At 76.0% G+C, this 19,470-nt stretch carries 3 protein-coding genes; all 3 read left to right on the top strand.

All coding sequences use genetic code 11. From position 1 onward, the window contains the following. The first annotated feature begins 10 nt into the window (after positions 1-10). Genes I4I81_RS03595 through I4I81_RS03585 form a run of 3 tightly spaced genes read left to right on the top strand, consistent with a single transcriptional unit; the run spans position 11 to position 19,469 of the window. A complete protein-coding gene (locus I4I81_RS03595) occupies positions 11-1,180 on the top strand; it encodes an aromatic ring-hydroxylating oxygenase subunit alpha (RefSeq protein WP_218603151.1) in 1,170 nt (389 codons plus the stop codon). Next, complete coding sequence (locus tag I4I81_RS03590; RefSeq protein ID WP_218615803.1) at positions 1,177-10,344, top strand: polyketide synthase; 9,168 nt, start codon at positions 1,177-1,179, stop codon at positions 10,342-10,344. The genes I4I81_RS03595 and I4I81_RS03590 overlap by 4 nt, the downstream gene beginning before the upstream one ends. After that, entirely contained in the window at positions 10,341-19,469 is a 9,129-nt protein-coding gene (locus I4I81_RS03585; protein WP_218615802.1) for an SDR family NAD(P)-dependent oxidoreductase, read from the top strand. The genes I4I81_RS03590 and I4I81_RS03585 overlap by 4 nt, the downstream gene beginning before the upstream one ends. Position 19,470: the final 1 nt, after the last annotated feature.

Below are 19,470 nucleotides of genomic sequence, written 5' to 3'. Positions count from 1 at the left end.
GGAGAACGCGATGTCCAGCCCGTCCAGCATGTTCGACCGCATCGGCGACCAGGATCCGGAACGGCCCTACTTCGAGACGGGCGGAACCGGTCGGTCGCACGAGTTCTACACCGGTGAGGAGCAGCACCGCCGCGAGATGGCGCAGATCTACGGCCGCCGCTGGCTGCCCGTGGACCACGTCTCCCGATTGTCGGAGAAGGGGTCGTACACGACCCTCGACATCGGGACGGGATCCGTTCTCCTGATGCACGGCGACGAGGGGATCCGCGGTTACCACAACTACTGCCGGCACCGCGGGTACAAGCTGGTGGAGGAGCCGCAGGGCAAGCGGCAGAGCGTGGTCTGCCTCTACCACTGCTGGGTCTACGACCGCAACGGCGGACTGAAGAGCAACAACGGCACGTACTTCGACCACTTCTTCGACCGGGAGGAGAACGGGCTCATCACGATCCGGACCGAGATCCGGTTCGGCATCGTGTTCGTCGCCTTCTCCGAGGACGCCCCCGACCTCGACGAGTCCCTCGGCGAGTTCGGGGCGTTCGCGGAGGCCTACGAGCTGGCCGACCTCGAGGTCGTCCAGTGGAAGGACTACCCGGTCGCGTCGAACTGGAAGCTGGTGGCGCACAACGTCAACGAGAGCCTGCACTTCCCGACGGCGCACAAGGACCTGCACCGTGTCACCGACTTCGACGACGCGGGCACCTACGAGCTGACCGGTGACATCGTCGGCGCCTGGCAGGTCATCCGGGACAAGTACAACTCCGTGTCGATGACCGGCACGAGCGCCCGGTCCCCGATCCCGAGCGTGCCGGAGGGCGACCTCCAGAAGATCAACTGGATCACGATCATGCCGAACCTGCTGTTCGGCTTCACCGCCGACTACGTGATGGCGCAGTGGGTGTGGCCCGAGGGGCCGGGCACCTGCACGGTGCGGCACTTCTGGCTGTTCCACCCGTCGGAGACGAGGAAGGAGGACTTCTCGCACGAGGCCGTGTTCGCGCTGTGGGACAAGGCCAACTACGAGGACTGGGAGCTGTGCGAGCGCACACACCGCGGCCTGTCGAACCCGATGTGGTCACCGGGTCAGCTCTCGCTCGACGAGGAGGTCGTCGCCCAGATCGACGCCTGGGTGGCGCGCGAGACCGCCCCGGCCGAGCGGGAGCAGGGGGCCCGGCCGTGAGCGCGAGCTGCTACCTCATCGGCGGGACCCGGGTGCTGACGCAGTGCGGCGCCCGGCTCCTCGCCGCGGGGGCCGACGTCCGCGGGGTGTTCACCGACGACCCCGCCGCCCTCGCCTGGGCCGCCGAGCACGACATCGCGGCCCTCGACCCGCGCGGCGACCTGGCCGCCGCCCTGTCCGACGCCCCGTTCGACCTGCTGTTCAGCATGGTCAACTTCCGCATCCTCACCCCGGAGGTGCTCGCGCTGCCGCAGGTGGCGGCGGTCAACTTCCACGACGGCCCGCTGCCCGCCTACTCCGGCAGCCACGTCCCCGCCTGGGCGATCCACGCCGGCGAGCGCCGCCACGCCGCGACCTGGCACGTGATGGCCGCGGCCGTCGACGCCGGCGCGGTGCTGGCCGAGCGCTGGTTCCCGATCCGGCCGCACTCCACCGGGCTGTCCCTGACCTACGAGACCGCCGAGGCCGGCATCGCGCTGTTCGGCGAGCTCGCCGACCGGTTCGCCGCGGGCGAGCTGCCCGACCCGGTCGACACCTCCGGCCGCGAGCGGCGCTTCTTCCTGCAGGCCGACCGGATGGCGGGCGGCGGGCTGGTGCACGCCGGCTGCTCGGCCGCCGAGGCCGAGCGCACCGCGAAGGCGATGGACTTCGGCTCGTTCCCCAACCCGCTGGGCCTGCCCGCGCTCGTCACGCCGCTGGGGGCGGTGTTCGCCCGGCAGATGCGCATCGTCGGGCGCTCCGGCGGGCGACCGGACACGATCGTCGCGTCCGTCACGGGGGGCTCGATCACGCTGTCGGCCCCCGACGACGACCTCGTCGTCGGGGAGTTCCTGGCCGCCGACGGCAGCGCGCTGTCCGGTCGCGCCGCCGCCCAGCGCCTCGGGCTGACGGCCGGGGCGAAGCTCCCCGCCGCGTCGCCGGAGCAGCTCGCGGCGATCACCGGCGCGGTCGCCCCGCTGCGCCGCCACGAGCCGTGGTGGCGCCGACGCCTCGCCGACGTCGTGTCGCTGCCCGTCCCCGCGCGGGACTTCTCCGCCGCCGACTCGTACTACGGCCGGTTCGAGCTGGCCTACCGCCCGTCGTCGCCGGAGGAGACCCGGACCGTCGTCCAGGCGTTCCTCGCGGTCGTCGCGCGGCGGACCGGCGCGCGGGCGTTCGACGTCGCCTGGTCGACCTCGGAGATGCTCGCCCGGCACCACGCCGCGCACGGTCTCGCCGCGTTGCGGGTGCCGGTGCGCTTCGACGCCACCGACCCGCGGGCGCTCACCGACGCCGTCGCGCAGGCGGGGGCGAAGCTCGGCTTCGCCGCCGACCTGGAGATCCGCAGCGGCCTCGCCCCCCGCCCGCTCGGCACCGACGGCCCCACCTTCACCCGCGCCGTGGTGCTGGAGCGCGCACCGGGCGAGGAGGCGTCGATCGACCCCGACACCGAGGTCGCGCTGGTCTGCGTGCCCGGCGAGGCGCCGATGGTGTGCGTCCGGGCGACCTGGATGGACTCCGACGCCGCGCTGGAGTTCGCCGACGAGGTCGAGGAGACGGCGCTGCGCGCGCTGCTGCACGGGGACGGGATCGCCGTCGCGGGGATCCCGGTGGACGAGCCCGTCCCCGCCGGAGCGACGACCGCCACCGTGCTGGAGCAGTTCACGGCCGCCGCGACCCTGCGTCCGGCGGCCCCGGCCGTCCGGTGCGGCGAGCGCACCCTGACCTACGCCGAGCTCGACGCGTGGGCCGATGCCGTCGCCGCGCACCTCTACGACACCGGTGTCGGCGCCGGGTCCGTCGTCGGGATCATGACCGACCGCGGCCCCGAGCTGCTGCCCGCGATGCTGGGCGTCCTGCGCACCGGCGCCGCCTTCCTCCCGCTCGACCCGACCTATCCGCGCGAGCGCCTCGCCCGCTACGTCGAGGTCGCGCGCGCCGAGCTCGTCCTCACCGACGCCCGCACGTTGGAGCTGGGCCGCGCGCTCGGCCCGGCCGTCGCGGTGCCGCGCAACGACGGCTCGGCGATGGCGTGCCCGCCGGTGCCGACCGTCGACGATCTCGCGTACGTGCTGTTCACCAGCGGCTCGACCGGCGAGCCCAAGGGCGTCGAGATCGAGCACGGCGCGCTGGGCAACTTCCTCGGCGGCATCGGCCCGGTGCTCGGCGTCTCCGCGGGCGACCGGGTGCTCGCCCACACCACGTCCGCCTTCGACATCTCGCTGCTGGAGCTGCTGCTGCCGCTGACCGTCGGCGGCTGCGTCGTGCTCGCGTCGCGGGAGGTGGCGCGCGACCCGCAGCGCCTCGCCGAGCTCACCACCGGCACCGACTTCGCCCAGGCGACGCCGAGCATGTGGCGGCTCCTGCTGGAGACCGGCTGGACGCCGCACCCCGGCCTGACCGTGCTGTCCGGCGGCGAGGCGCTGCCGCCGCAGGTGGCGCAGCGACTCGTCGGGCCGGCCGCCGCGCTGTGGAACCTCTACGGGCCCACCGAGGCGACGATCTGGGTGTCGTGCCACCGGGTGCGCGAGGTCGGTGGCTTCCTGCCGCTGGGCGAGCCGCTGCCCGGGCTCGCCCTGCACGTGCTCGACGAGGAGCTGCGTCCCGTCGCGCCCGGCGGGACCGGCGACCTGTTCGTCTCCGGCGTCGGCCTGGCCCGCGGGTACGCCCACCGCCCCGCCCGCACCGCGGAGGTGTTCGGGAACCACCCGCGCACCGGGGTGCGTCAGTACCGCACCGGCGACCAGGTCCGGCTGCACGACGACGGCGCGCTGGAGTGGCTCGGCCGCGCCGACGCCCAGGTCAAGGTGCGGGGCAACCGCATCGAGCCCGCCGAGATCGAGCGGGCGCTGGAGGGCCGGGCCGACGTCACCGCGGCCGTCGTCGTCGCCGTGGCGTTCGAGGGGCGCGGGGAACCGCAGCTCACCGCGTACCTCGTGGCGGACGGGACGCCGGCGAAGACCGACCTCGACGCGACCGTCCGGCTGACCCTGCCCGAGTACATGGTGCCGACGGTCTACGTGCCGATCGACGCCCTGCCGCTCACCGGCAACGGGAAGACCGACCGCGCGCGGCTGCCGGTGCCGACGCGGGAGACGATCATCCGGAGCGGGGCGGCGGCCGTGGCTGCCGTTCCCGCCGCGCCGATCGCCGCCGCGCCGACTCCAACCGCACCCGCCCCTGCCACGCCCACGGCCCCCGTGTCCGTCCCGACCGCGGCCCCGTCGGCCGTCGCGGCCGTCGCCGGGCCGTCCGTGACCGCCGGGCCGCCGGCCGAGCGCCCCGGCGCCGCGCTGGCGCGGATCCTGGGCGAGGTGCTCGGCGTCGACCCGCTCGGCGACGAGGACAACTTCTTCGACCTCGGCGGCGACTCCGCCAACGTGACGATCGCGGCCACCGCGCTCGGTCGGGAGCTGGGCGTCGAGGTGAGCCCGACGGCGATCTTCGCCACCGGCACCCCCGCGAAGCTGGTGGGGCTGCTGGGCCTGGACGCCGAGTCCGGGGCCGGGCCCGAACCGGCCCCGGTTCCCGAGCCGGCCGCGCCGCAGGAGCGCTCCGGTGACGCCGTCGCGATCATCGGGATGGCCTGCCGCTTCCCCGGTGCCGCGACGCCCGACGAGTTCTGGGCCAACCTGGCCGCCGGCCGCACCCACGTCGGCGACGCGCCGGCCGGGCACCGCGGCTGGGCCGGGCTCTGGACCGAGGGCGACGAGGTGCCCTCCGGCTGGGTCGACGGCGTCGAGCTGTTCGACGCGGCCCGGTTCGGCATCTCCGAGCGCGAGGCCCGCCGCCTGGACCCCCTGCAGCGGATGCTGCTGGAGGTCACCGACGAGGCGCTGGAGAGCTGCGGGCACGACAGCCGCACGCTGGGACGCAACACCGGCGTCTTCGTCGGCACGATCGCCAGCGACTTCCCGGAGATCGTCGCGGCGAGCATCGGCCACGCCGACCCGCACACCGCGACCGGCACCGCGATCTCCATGCTGGCCAACCGCCTCTCCCACACCTTCGACTGGACCGGTCCCAGCTCGACCGTCGACACGGCGTGCTCGTCGTCGATGGTGGCGCTGCAGCAGGCCGCGCTGCAGCTGCGCGCGGGCGAGATCGACGCCGCCGTGGTCGGCGCGGCGAACCTGATCCTGACACCGTCGAAGACGCGGTCGTTCAAGCGCAACGGGATGCTGTCCCCGCGCGGGGTCTGCCGGGCCTTCGACGACGGCGCCGACGGCTACGTCCGCGGCGAGGGCGCGGGCGCGCTCGTGCTCAAGCGCCTCGCCGACGCCGAGCGCGACGGCGACCCGGTGCTCGCGGTCGTCCGCGGCGTCGCCGTCAACCACACCGGGGCGAGCTCCGGGTTCCTCACCGCGCCCAGCGCGACCGCGCAGACCGAGGTGATCCGCCGGGCGCTGACCGCGGCGGGCGTGCCCGAGGGCGGCCTCGGCTACATCGAGGCGCACGGCACCGGCACCCAGCTCGGCGACCTCATCGAGCTGGAGGCCCTGCACGCGGTGCTCGGCGGGGCGGCGCGGGCGTCGGTGGCGGTCGGGTCGGTCAAGACCAACGTCGGGCACCTGGAGCCCGCGGCCGGGATGGCCGGGCTGATCAAGACGGTGCTGGCGCTGCAGGCGGGGTCCGTCCCCGCGTCGGCGAACCTGGAGGTGCCGAACTCGCGGTTCCGGTTCGAGGAGTCGGCGCTGTTCGTGCCGGACCGGACGGTGCCGTGGGCCGGTCCGCGGGTCGCGGGCGTGAGCAGCTTCGGGTTCGGCGGCGTCAACGGGCACGTGGTGCTCGCGGGCGCCCCGGGCGTCCCGGACGGCGTCGAGGGGCCGGGGCTGCTGACGCTCTCGGCGGGCTCGGCGGAGTCGCTGCACGTGCTCGTCGAGCGACTCGTCCTGCTGCTGCGCTCACCGCACTGCCCACCGCTGGCCCCGCTGTGCGCCGCGAGCAGGCGCCGGGCCCCCGCCGCGCACCGGTTCGCGTGCGTGGTGGAGAGCCTGGAGCAGCTCGAGGACAAGCTGATGCTGTTCCTGGCGGGTGCGCGCACGAGCCGCTCGTCCTACGCGGGTACCGCGGCCCCCGGCACCCGCCGGACCGCGCCGCTGCCCGTGGCGGGCGACCGCGCCGCGCTCGACCTGCTGGCCCGGCGCTTCGCCGACGGCGAGGACCTGGCCCCCGACGGCGCACGGGCGGGAGTGCGGTTCCCGACCGCGCCGCACGAGCCGACCCGGTTGTGGCTGGAGCCCGCGGCCCCCGCGGCGTGGACCGCGCCGGGTGAGCCCGACGGGACGGGCGGGCTGGTGTGGAGCCGGCTCACCGAGGCCGACGAGCACGTCGTCCTCGGCGAGGAGACGCTGCCCGGCGCCGCCTACCCGGGCAAGGTCGCGGCGCTGCTCGGCCGGACCGCGTTCGGGCTCGAGGACATCACGTTCCGCGCGATCGTGCGGCCCCCGACCCGGCTGACCGGCCGCGTCGACGGTGCGGCGGTCGTCTTCCGCGACGGCTCCGGCGCCATGACCTGCGACGCCGAGCTCGGCTCCCCCGCCGATCCCCGGCCCGACCTGGTGCCGCCCGGCCTCGCCGGGTTCACCGCCGTCGACCTCGACCGGACCTACCGCTCCTTCGAGCGCGACGGCCTGCGCTACGGCCCCGGCTTCCGCTGCGTGCGGGAGCTGCACACCGCGCCCGGACAGGCCGTCGGGACGCTGGAGGGCGGGACCGACACCGAGCCCGTCGACGCCCGGCTGCTCGACGGCGCGTTCCAGGTGGCGCTCGCCGCCTGCGGCGCGCAGGGGCTGTACGTGCCCTTCGCGGTGGCGCAGCTGTCGGTGCTCGGCCCGATCCCCCGCCGCGCCCGGGTGTACGCCCGGCGCGAGGGCGGCGGCGGTGACCTGGTCACCGCGAGCCTGGTCGTGCTCGACGGCGACCGCCCCGTCGTCCAGGTGCACCGCATGACCTGGAAGCGGATCACCGCGGCCCGCACGGCGGACGGCCCGGCCGCAGCGGCCGGGCCGACCGGCGCCACCCCGGCGACGGCCGGCACTCCCGTGCAGCCGGGCGGGGCGAACGGCACTCTCGTCCAACCGGGCGGATCGAACGGCACTCTCGTGACGGGCGTGGGACCGGGGGGCCCGGCCGGGACAGCGGCCCTCGTCCCGCCGGCGCGGCGGGGGCCGAACCTCGTCGAGGCCGTCACCCACTGGGTGGCGGAGAGCCTGGAGGTCGACGCCGACGACCTCGAGCCCGACGTGCCGCTGCAGGAGCAGGGGCTCGACTCCATGCTCGCCGTCTCGCTCGCCCAGGACCTCCGGGCCCGCCTCGGCGTGGAGATCCCGGTGACGCTGGTGCTGGAGGTCGGCACGATCGAGGCGCTGGTCGAGGAGCTGCGCACGGAGTACGGCGTGACCGGGGCGCCGAGTGAGCCGAGTGAGCAGGAGCCTGCGCCCGAGGTGGTGGCGGCGCCGGAGCCGGCCGCCCCCGTCCGCTCGTTACAGGTCGCGGCCGAGCCCGCTCCCGTCACCGACCGCCACGACATCGCGATCGTCGGCATGGACGGGGTGTTCCCCGGCGCAGCCGACGCGGACGCCCTGTGGGACGTCCTGATCGGAGAGCGCGACTGCCTGCGCGAGGTCCCGGCCGAGCGCTGGAACCTCGACGAGTACTACTCCGACGACGCGACGCCGGGCACGGTCTACCTGCGTCGCGCCGGGTTCGTCGACGACCTCACCGCCTTCGACGCCCCGTTCTTCCGCATCGCCCCCAACGAGGCGAAGTGGATCGACCCCCAGCAGCGCCACCTCGTGCAGTCGGCGTGGCGGGCGATGGAGGACGCGGGCCTCTCGGGCCGCACCGAGGGCCGGGCGGTGGGCGTCTACGTCGGCGCCAGCTACCAGCACTACCGCGACCAGGTCGTCGGTGACGTCGTGCAGACCGCGGCCGGGCTCGGCAACCACAACGCGATCCTCGCCAACCGCGTCAGCTACTTCCTCGACCTGCACGGGCCGAGCATGACGATCGACACGCTCTGCTCGTCGTCGCTGGTCGCCCTGCACACCGCCGTCCGCAGCCTGCGCGACGGCGAGTGCGAGGCGGCCGTCGTGGCCGGGGTGCACATGGCGATGTCACCGCAGTACTTCCAGCTCGGCTCGCGGCTGCGGTCGTTCTCGCCGACCGGGTCGTCGCGGGCGTTCGACAACGACGCCGACGGGTTCGTGCCCGGCGAGGGCGTCGTCACGATGATCCTCAAGCCCCTCGTCGACGCCCGGCGCGACGGCGACCGGGTGCACGCGGTGATCAAGGGCACCGCGGTCAACCACGGCGGGCGCACCAACGGCCTGACCGTGCCCAACAGCACCGCCCAGCACGACGTCGTCACCGCGGCCCTGCGCGACGCGGGCGTCGAGCCGGACACCATCGCGATGCTGGAGGCGCACGGCACCGGGACACCGCTGGGCGACCCCATCGAGGTCGACGGCCTCACCCGCGCCTGGCGCCGGCACACCGACCGCACCCAGTTCTGCGCGATCGGCTCGCTCAAGACCAACATCGGGCACCTGGAGCCCGCCGCCGGACTGGCCGGCCTGACCAAGATCCTGCTCGCGCTGCGGCACGAGACGATCCCGCCGACCCTGCACGTCGACCGCCCCAACGACCACATCCGCTTCGAGGAGACCCCGTTCTACCCGGCGACCGGCCCGGTCCCGTGGCTGCGCGGCGGGGCCCCGCGCCGGGCCGCGCTGTCCGCGTTCGGGATGGGCGGCGTCAACGCGCACGTCGTCATCGAGGAGGCTCCGGCCCGCGAGACCGTCGCCGAGATCGAGGGCGAGAGCCACGTCCTGCGGCTCACCGCGCCGACCGAGGACGGCGTCCGCGCACTGGCCGGGCGCTACGCCGAGCACGTCACCGGGCACCCGGGGACGGGCCTGGGCGACCTCACCTACACCGCCAACACCGGCCGGACGCCGCACCGCTTCCGGACCGCTGTGGTGGCCGGGACCCGTGACGAGCTCGTCGCGGCGCTGGGCGCGGTCGCGTCCGGCACGACCCCGGTCGTCAAGCACAGCCACCGCCCCGCTCCCCCGGTGACGTTCCTGTTCACCGGCCAGGGCTCGCAGTACGCGGGCATGGGGCGCGCGCTGTACGCGACCGAGCCGGTGTTCCGGGACGCGATCGACGAGTGCGCGCAGCACCTCCCGGGGCTCACCGACCTGCTGCACGGCGAGCGCTCGGCGGAGCTGACCCGCACCGACCACGCCCAGGCCGGCATCGTCGCCACGCAGGTGGCGCTGGTGCGGCTGCTCGCGGCGTGGGGGGTGCGGCCCGACCACGTCGCCGGGCACAGCGTCGGCGAGCTGACGGCGGCCTGGGCGGCGGGCGTGCTCACGCTGCCCGACCTGCTGCGGCTGGTCGCGCAGCGCGGCGCGGCGATGAACGCGCAGCCCTCGACCGGGTCGATGGCGGTCGTGCACGCCGACGCCGACGCCACCGCGGCGGCACTGGCGGGCTTCGGTGACCTGGAGATCGCGGCGCACAACTCGCCGACGAACACGACGGTCAGCGGGCCCGCGGAGTCGCTCGCGCGGTTCCGGGCGGCGTGCGCGCACCCCGTCACGCCGCTGACGGTCAGCCACGCGTTCCACTCCGCGGCGATGGCGGGGGCGGTCGAGCCGTTCGCCGAGGCCCTCGCCGCCACGACGCTGCGGGCCCCGGTGATCCCGTTCGCGTCCACGCTCACCGGCGCGCTGCACACGCCGGAGTCGGCCGCGGACCCCCGGTCCTACGCCGAGGCGATCCGGCGACCGGTGCTGTTCGCGCCGGCCGTCCGCGCGCTGCACGAGGTGGCGGGCGACGGTCACACCTGGTGGGAGATCGGTCCGCACCCCGTGCTGGCCCCGCTCACCGGGCAGCTCCTGGCCGGGGTATCGCGCACCGCCCCGACCTGCCGCACCACGCTGCACCGCACCGGCGGCGCCGCGCACCTGCACCAGAACCTCGTGGCCCACCACAACGGCGGGGCCACCCAGGTCGACCTGGCCGGGCACCACGCCGGCAAGCCGCACCGCACGGTGTCGGCGCCGACGTACCCGTTCGACCGCCGCCCGCTCTCGGCGCTGCCCTCTCCCACCACCGACGACGAGGCCGGGCACCCGTTCTTCGATCGTCTGTTCTCCCGAAGCGAGGAATCGTGACGAACCGGGTCGAGCACTACGAGAAGACCTTCGCCGCCGACGAGGTGTTCCTCGCCCAGCACCGCTCGGGGGGCGCCGGGATCCTGCCGGCGTCGGTCCAGCTGGAGCTGGCGCTGGTGGCGGTGAGCGGGCGGGCGTCGTTCGCGCCGGTCGAGCTGACCGACGTCGCGTTCGTCCGGCCGGTCGCGGTCCCCGACGGGGACAGCGCGACGGTGGGCCTGGACGTCGCCGGGGCCCGGTTCGAGCTCGGCACCGGGGGCCGGGTGGTGTCCTCGGGCACCGGGCGGACCCTCGACGTCGAGGTCCCCACGGCCCCGCCCGCGGTGGAGGGCACCGCGTTCCCCGTCGACCGCCTCTACGCGGAGTGGGACGCGAACGGCCTGCACTACGGCCCGGCGTTCCGCACCGTCACGGCGCTGACCGTGGCCGACGGCGCCGCCGAGGCCACCGTCGCGGCCGACGACGGACCGCGCTGGTTCGGCCACCCCCTGCTGCTCGACGCCGTGCTGCAGGTCGTCAGCGTCGCGCTGCAGGACCTCGCCTCCGGGAACCCCCCGCGGCCGATGCTGCCGATCGGGATGGCCCGGATCGCGCTGCACGGTCGCTGCGCGGACGGGGTGACCGTGCGCGTGCGGCGCACCGCGGTGGAGGGCGCGTACTCCGTCGCCGACGCGGTGCTGCTCGACGCGGACGGCGTCGTCGTCGCCGAGCTGACGGGGGTGCGGATGCGCTCGCTGCCCGGTGCGGCCCGGGTGTCGCCGCTCGTCAGCGGCTCGTCGCCCGGCGCGGCCGCGGTGTCGTCGCCCGGCGCGGCCGCGGTGTCGTCGCTGATCAGCCGGATCCGGTGGACGGCGGCCCCCGCCGCCGCGACCGTCCCGACCGGCACGTGGGTGGTGCTGCACGAGGGCACGCTCGCCCCGGTCGTGCGGACCCTGCGCGAGGGCGGCGCGCACGTCGTCGAGGTGGGGCGGCGGTCCGATCACGCCGCCCTGTGGAACGAGCTGACCTCCGACGGTGCGACGAAGCTCGCGGGCGTCGTGCACGCGTTCGGCGCCGGCCCGGCCCGCGACGAGGCCGACGAGTTCGACGCCGGCCTGTTCGACGTCCTCGGAGCGCTCGTCGCGCTGGCGAAGCGGCAGCGCTCCGGCGCGCGGTTCGTCGTGGTGACCCGCGACGGGCAGGCGGTCCTCGACGGCGACCGCCCGACGCCCGCGCGCGCCGCGCTGTGGGGCCTGCTGCGCACGGCCGCGATCGAGTACCCCGGCCTGAAGCCCCGGATCGTCGACGTGGACGCCGCATCGCTCGGTTCGCTCGCCGCCTGCCTCGGCGACGGGCCGGTCGAGGTCGCGCTGCGTGACGGCGTCCGGTACGAGCCGGTGCGCGAGTTCGTCACCGAGCCCGCGCCCGGACCGCACCCGGTCCGCCGTGGCGGGCACTACCTGGTCCTCGGCGGGCACGGCGGCCTCGGGCTCGCCGTCGCCGAGCGGCTCGCGGACGCGGGCGCCGGGTCGGTCGCGCTGGTCAGCCGGTCGGGCGGGCGGGACGTCGACCCGGCCGCGGTCGCCGCGATCACCGCGCACGGCTGCGCGGTCGACCACCGCGCCGCCGACGTCAACACCCCCGGCGGGCTGCGCGAGGTCGTCGCCGCGATCCGCGCGGAGCGAGGGGCACTGCACGGCGTCCTGCACGCCGCGGGCACGCTCCGCGACGGCCTGCTGCGCACCGCGACCCGCGAGGACGTCGCCGCGGTGCTGGCCCCGAAGGTCGACGGGGTGCGCGAGCTCGCCGCCGCCGTGGAGGGGCTGGAGCTGGACTTCGCGGTGCTGTTCGGGTCGGTGTCGGGCACGTTCGGCAACCTCGGCCAGGGCGGGTACGCCGCCGCCAACGCCTACCTCGACGCCGTCGCGCACGCCGCCGGTGCACCGTGGGTCAGCATCGACTGGGGCCTGTGGGGCGAGATCGGCATGGGCGTCGCGGTGGCGGAGCAGTTGCGCCGCCGGGGGGTCCGTCCGCTGGGCACCGCGGAGGCGCTGGACGCGATGATCACGGTGCTGCGCACCGGGGAACGGCAGCTCGTGGTCGCGTACCCGGACGCGAAGCCGGGCGAGGTGCCGGCGGCGCCCGCTCCGGCCGTATCGGACCTCCCCGCCGCGTCGGTCGCCCCCGCCGCGCCCGTCACCGCTGTGCCCGTCACCGCCGCTGTGCCCGTCACCGCCGCTGTGCCCGTCACCGCCGCTGTGCCCGTCACCGCCGCTGTGCCGCTCACCCCGACCGCGCCCGCCACGGCGGATGCGGTCACCGCGGCCGCGGACGACGAGGCCGTCCGCGCCGCCCTGACGGCGTTCCTGGTCACCCGCCTGGGCGTGCGGAAGATCGACGGCGACGCACCGCTCACCGACTTCGGCGTCGACTCGATCATGAGCGTGGAGCTGGCCGAGGAGCTGACCCGTCTGTGGGGCACCGACCTGCCCGCCACCCTGTTCCTGGAGTACGCCGACGTCGACGAGCTGACCGAGGCGCTCGTCCGCCGCTACGGAGCCGCTCCCCCGGCACCGGCGGTCCCGGTTCCCGCCGCCGCCGTCACCGCCCCCGCCGTCGCCGCCGTCATCGCGGTGCCCGAGGCCCCGCAGGCCGACCAGCGTCCGGCCTTCGCCGGGTCCGGCGCGACGGCCCTCGCCTCGGACGAGCCACCCGTCCCGACTCCGGCGCTACCTGTCGTCGCACCCGCCGCGACGGCGCGGGGTGGCGCGGCCCCGGTCGGTGCCGCCCCGGGCGGTGCGGCAGGCCGCGCCAGCACGGTCCGCGACGACCGGTCGGGCGCGATCGCCGTCGTCGCCGTCTCCGGCGACCTCCCCGGCGCCGAGGACCTCGCCGGCTTCTGGGCGATGCTCCGCGCGGGCGGGCACGCGTTCACCGACGTGCCGGCCGAGCGCTGGGACGTCGACGCCCACGTGCAGGAGCGGTCCGTCGACATGACGGGCACCTACTGCCGCAGCGGCGCGTTCGTCGACCAGGTCGACCGGCTCGACCCCCGCTTCTTCGGCCTGTCCGTCCGCGAGGTGCAGGACATGGACCCGCAGCAGAAGCTGCTGCTGGAGCACTCCTGGTCGGTGCTGCAGGAGGGCGGGTTGGCCGGACGCCGCGACGTCGGGGTCTGGGTCGGGGCGACCTACACCCACCACCGCGACGCCACCGGCCTCGACACCGTCGGCCCGCACACCGCGCTCGGCTCGATGAACGCCGTGCTCGCCAACCGGATCTCCTACACCCTCGACCTCACCGGGCCGTCCCAGACCGTGGACACCCTGTGCTCGTCGTCGCTGGTCGCGGTCGCGCAGGCGATGGCGGCGCTGCGGGCCGGGCAGTGCGGTGCCGCGATCGTCGCCGCCTGCCACGTCGGCCTGACGCCCTGGTACTACCGCAGCCTGAGCCAGCTCGGCGCGCTGTCGTCGACGCGGCCCCGCCCCTTCGACGCCCGCGCCGACGGCTTCGTGCCCGGCGAGGGTGCCGTCGCGGTGCTGCTCAAACCCCTGGCCGACGCCGAGCACGACGGCGACCGCATCTGGGGCGTCCTCCGCGGCGCCGCGGTCAACCACGGTGGCCGCGGCAGCGCACTGCCGGTGCCCCGCAGCGAGGCGCAGGTCGCGGTCGTGCGGGCCGCTCTCGCCGACGCGGGCCTCGCGCCGTCGGACGTCTCGCTGGTCGAGACCCACGGCACCGCCACGCGCCTCGGCGACCCGATCGAGGTCGCCGCGCTCACCGAGGTCTTCGGCGGCGACCCGGCGCGCACCGGGCCCGTGCGGCTCGGGTCGGTCAAGGCCAACATCGGGCACCTGGAGCCGGCGAGCGGGCTGGCCGGGCTGGTCAAGGTGCTGCTGTGCCTGGAGCACGGCGAGATCCCCGGCCTCGCGGGCTACGGGGAGCCGAGTGCGCACGTCGACCTGTCGTCGGGTGCGCTCACCGTGCCCGTCGAGCCGGTCCCGTGGCGCTCGGACGGCCCGCGGCGCGCCGGGATCAGCGCGTTCGGGATGGGCGGAACCAACGCCCACGTCGTCGTCGAGGAGCACCTCGCGACCGGTCCCGGACCCTCCGGCGACACCGCCGACGAGGGCGAGCACGTGCTGCTGCTCTCCGCGCACACCGCCGAGGCACTGGCCCGGCGCGTGGCCGACGTCGGCGCGCTCGTCGGCAGCGGGGTGGACGTGCGGGCGCTCTGCGCGTCGGCCGCGACCGGGCGCCAGCACCTCGCCCACCGCGTCGCCGTGCTGGGTGCGGATGCCGCCGAGCTGGCGGTCGGGCTGCGGCACGCCGTCGCCGGGGCCGTCGTCCGCGGCGAGCAGGTGGTGGACGCCGACGGGCTCGCGGCCCGCTTCGTCGCCGGGGAGAAGGTGCTGCCCCGCAACGGGTTCCGCTCCCCCGGCGGGCGGCTGACGCTGCCGCCGTACCCCTTCCGGGCGCCGGCCGTCCCCGATACCGACGCGGCCCGGCGGACCGTGATCGGCGCGCACGTCGTGCTGGGGCAGGAGACCGTCCCCGCCGCCCTGTTGATGGCCCTGGCGCTGGCGGTGGAGCCGGTGCTCGAAGACGTCGCGTTCACCGCCCGGGGCGCGGGCGATGCGCCCGTGACGATCGACCGGTCGGGCCGGACCGCCGCGTTCCGGCACCGCGACCGCGTGATCGGGCACCTGACGCTCGGTGGTCCGGCCCCCGAGGCCCCGCCGGTCGTATCGGCCGACGAGCTGGCCCGTGCCTGCCCCCGCGAGCTCGACCCGGACGGCCTCTACGCCTGGTTCAGCACCCGCGACATGGAGTACGCCGCGCCGCTGCGCCCCGTCACCGGGATCCGGTTCGGCGCCGACGCCGTCGTCGCGGGCCTGACCCTGACCGGTGACCGGACCGTCCGCGCCGTCGCCGCGCTGGACGCCGCCCTGCAGACGATGGCGGTGCTGACACTCGCCGACCCGGCCGCTCCGGGCTCGACGCTGCTGCCGGTCGCGGTGGCGCGGGTCGTCGCGTTCGGCGATCCCGCCGACGCCGCGCTGGTGCACCTGACCGCCGACCCGCCGGCCTCCGACGGCGCCCGCCGCGGCCGGATGTCGCTGCTCGGCGCCGACGGCCGCGTCCTGCTGACCCTCGACGGCGTGCAGTTCCGACCGGTACCCCCCTCGCACCCCCGCGAGTCCCCCGATTCCCGCCCCCGAGTCCCCGCCCCGGTCCGGGTCCTGGCCGAGTCAGCCGTGGTGGACCTGGTCCGCACCGTGCTGCGCGACCCGTCGATCACCGCGACCAGCCCGCTCGCCGCGGCCGGACTCGACTCGATGCTGGCCACGCTGGTCGCCGCGGAGATCAACAAGGTTCACGGCGTCGCGATCACCCCGATGGACGTGCTCGACGCCCGCGACTGCCGCGCCCTGCTGCCGACGGTGGTGGAGCAGCTGGCCGAGGAGCTGCCCGTCGACGACGCCGAGGCCGCCCTCGCGCAGGCCGTCGAGGAGGCGGTGGCCCCGGCCCTCACCGACGGTGGCCGCGACCGCGACATGGCCGTCATCGGCTTCTCCTGCGCCCTGCCCGGAGCCGCCGACGCCGACGGGCTGTGGTCGCTGCTGTGCGAGGGCGGCAGCGGCGTGGGCCCGGCGCCGGAGTTCCGGTGGGACGGCACCCCGCCGGTGGGCGGGTTCCTGCACGACATCGAGGAGTTCGACGCCCGGTTCTTCGACTTCTTCCCCAAGCAGGCCGAGGTGCTCGACCCCCAGGCCCGCTGGCTGCTGCGCACCGCATGGGAGGCGCTGGAGTCGGCCGGGATCGCGCCGACCGCGGCGCCGCGACGCACCGGCGTGTTCGTCGGGGCGAGCTACCAGCACTACCGGGAGTACAACGTCGAGCGCGAGCTCGACGCCCACAGCGGCCTGGGCAACCACAACGCGTTCCTGGCCAACCGGATCAGCTACTTCCTCGACCTCCGCGGCCCGAGCATGACGATCGACACGCTCTGCTCGTCGTCGCTGGTCGCGCTGCACACCGCCGTCCGCAGCCTGCGCGACGGCGAGTGCGACACGGCGATCGTGTCCGGGGTCCGCCTCGCGGTGTCGCCGCTGCACTACACGGCGATGCGCAACCTGCGGGCGCTGTCGCCGTCGGGTGCGTCGCGGGCGTTCGACAACGGCGCCGACGGGTTCGTGCCCGGCGAGGGCGTGATCACGCTGGTCCTCAAGCCGCTGCGGGCCGCGCGGGCCGACCACGACCGGATCCACGCGGTGATCAAGGGCACCGCGGTCAACCACGGCGGGCGCACCAACGGCCTGACCGTGCCCAACAGCACCGCCCAGCACGACGTCATCACCGACGCCCTGCGCGACGCCGACGTGCACCCCGACAGCATCTCGATGCTGGAGGCGCACGGCACCGGGACACCGCTCGGCGACCCCATCGAGGTCGACGGCCTCACCCGCGCCTGGCGCCGGCACACCGACCGCACCCAGTACTGCGCGATCGGGTCGGTGAAGACCAACATCGGGCACCTGGAGCCGGCCGCGGGTCTCGCGGGGCTCGCGAAGGTGCTCCTGGCCCTGCGTCACGACACCATCCCGCCGACCCTGCACGTCGACCGCCCCAACGACCACATCCGCTTCGAGGAGACCCCGTTCTACCCGGCCGCGGCGCCGATCCCCTGGCGCCGCAACGGTTCCCCGCGCCGGGCCGCGGTCTCCGCGTTCGGGATGGGCGGGGTCAACGCGCACGTCATCGTCGAGGAACCACCGGTACCCGCCCCGCGCCCGCCGCTGCACGGGCACGACCACGTGCTGCGGGTCAGCGCGGCCACCGAGGCCGGGGTCCGCGCGCTCGCGCTGGCCTACTCGGTGCGCCTCAGCGGGTCCTCCGGGCCGACCGAGACCGCCGACCTGGTGCACACCGCCAACGTCGGACGGGCGGTGCTGGAGTTCCAGACCGCGGTGCACGGCCGGACCGCCGACGCGCTGGCCGCCGAGCTGCGGGCCGTCGTCGACGGGATCGTGCCGGTGGTGCGGATCGACCGCGAACTGGTGGCCGACCCGCACACGAACGTGGTCGCGTCCGTCCGCGACGGCTTCGCGCACGTCGACTGGGCGGCGCTCTCGGCCCCCGGCGCCCGCACGACCGACCTCCCCACCCACCCCTTCGCTCGCGACCGGCACTGGAACCACCAGTCCCCGAACCCCGCGAGTCCCCCGTTCTCCGACCCCGAGGCCTTCGAGGACTCAGGGGTGGAAAGGGAGGGACTCGCGGGCAGCGACTCGGGGGCGCAGGACCAGCGACTCGCGGAGGGGGTGACGCCCGTCCCCGCGAGTCGCCACGTCTCCGCCCCCGAGTCGCTGCTTCCCGCGACCGCTCTGCGGGTCGTGTGGGAGCCGGCCGCTCCCCCCGCCGCGACGCCGGTCGTCGGGGCGGTCCGGGTGCTCGCCCGGTCGGCCGCGTCGCAGGAGCGGGTCAGCTCCGCTCTGCGGGCCGCGGGCGTCGCCGTCGCCGCGGACGGGACGGGCGGGTTCGTCGCCGTCCCCGACCTCGACCGGCCGCACGACGCCGGACCGTCGCTCGAGGAGTTCTGGACGCGGCTGCGCGACCTCGCGTCGACGCTGCCGGCCGGGGCCGCGGTGGTCTGGGCCGAGCACCGCTCGGTCGCCGTCGACGACACCGAGCGCACCGTGCTCGACCCGTCGGCGGCCGCCCGCACCGCCGCCGTCCGCGCGGCCGGCGCCGAGGGGAAGCTGCGCGTCAGCACGCTCGACCTCGACCCCACCGACGCGGCCGACGTGCGCGCCCACCAGCTCGTCGCCGAGCTGCGGGCGCCCGACGGGGCCACCGCGTACCGCCGCGGTCAGCGGCTGCGGTCGCGGACCGTCCCGCTCCCGGCCGCCATCGCCCCGACGCTCGACGGAGACGGCTTCCACCTGGTCACGGGCGGGCTCGGGGCCGTCGGACGCGAACTGGTCGCCCAGCTCGCCGCGTCCGGGGCCCGGGCGATCGGCATCGTCGGACGCTCACCCGCAGGCGACCTGCCGACGGGCCTGGCGGCCGAGCTGGCCTACCTGCCCGCCGACGTCACCGACCCCGCCGCGCTCGCCGCGGCCGTCGGGGAGTTCGGACGGCGCTGGGGCCGGCTGCGCGGGATCGTGCACTGCTCGGGCGGGGTGAACCCGTTCGGCGCGGTCCGCCGCCGCAGCGTCGACGACGCGCGCCGGGTCCTGGACCCGAAGGTCGCCGGCTCCGAGAACGTGGTGCGGCTCGCGCAGGCCCACGGCGCGCAGAGCGTCGTGCTGGTGTCCTCGATCGCGGGTGCGCTGACCGAGGCCGGGCCGGGGGTCGTCGACTACGCGATGGCCAACGCCCACCAGCTCGCACTCGCCCAGCGGGAGCACGGGCCGGTCACCGCGGTGACCGCGCACGCCTGGCCGAACTGGAGCGGTACCGGAATGGCGGCCGACGCCGGGTTCGCCGCCGCGCACTCCCTGACCCCGGCCGCGGCCCGCACCGCCTTCGCCGCCCACCTCGTCACGGGCGGGGCGGTGATCCTCCCGGGCGGGGCGACACCCGCCGCGGCCGTCGCCGCGCCGGCCGTCCCCGCGACGGCCCAGCCCGCAGCGGCTGCTCCGGCGCCGGCCGTCCCGGCACCGGGCGTCCCCACCTCGGCCCTCGCATCCGCGGCCGCCGCACCCGCGGCCGCCGTCCCCGGACCGCCCGTACCCCTCGCGACCGTCCCGGCGGGGACCGTTCTCCCACCGGCCACCCCTGCGGCGGCCGACCCGGCAACCGCCGGGCCGGCCGGCACCCGGCCCGACCTCGACACCGTCACCCGCGGCGTCCGCCATGCCTTCCTCGACGTCCTCGGTGAGGACCCCGGTGACGCCGAGATGGCCCGACTCGGCCTGGACTCGGTGACCATCGCCGAGCTCACCGCGGCCGTCGAACGGCGGGTCGGGCGCAGCACCGATCCGTCGGTGCTCATGCGGGCCCGCACGGTCGGCGACATCGCGACCGCGCTCGCCGGCATCCCGGCCCCCCGCGCCGCCGAACCGGTGCCCGCGCCGGCGTCGTCGCTCAGCTCGCTGCTCATGACCCTCATCGACCCCACCACCGACGGGAGCCACTGAC

The sequence above is a fragment of the Pseudonocardia abyssalis genome, assembly GCF_019263705.2.
GTDB lineage: Bacteria > Actinomycetota > Actinomycetes > Mycobacteriales > Pseudonocardiaceae > Pseudonocardia > Pseudonocardia abyssalis.
This window is presented reverse-complemented; position numbering and strand designations above follow the sequence as displayed.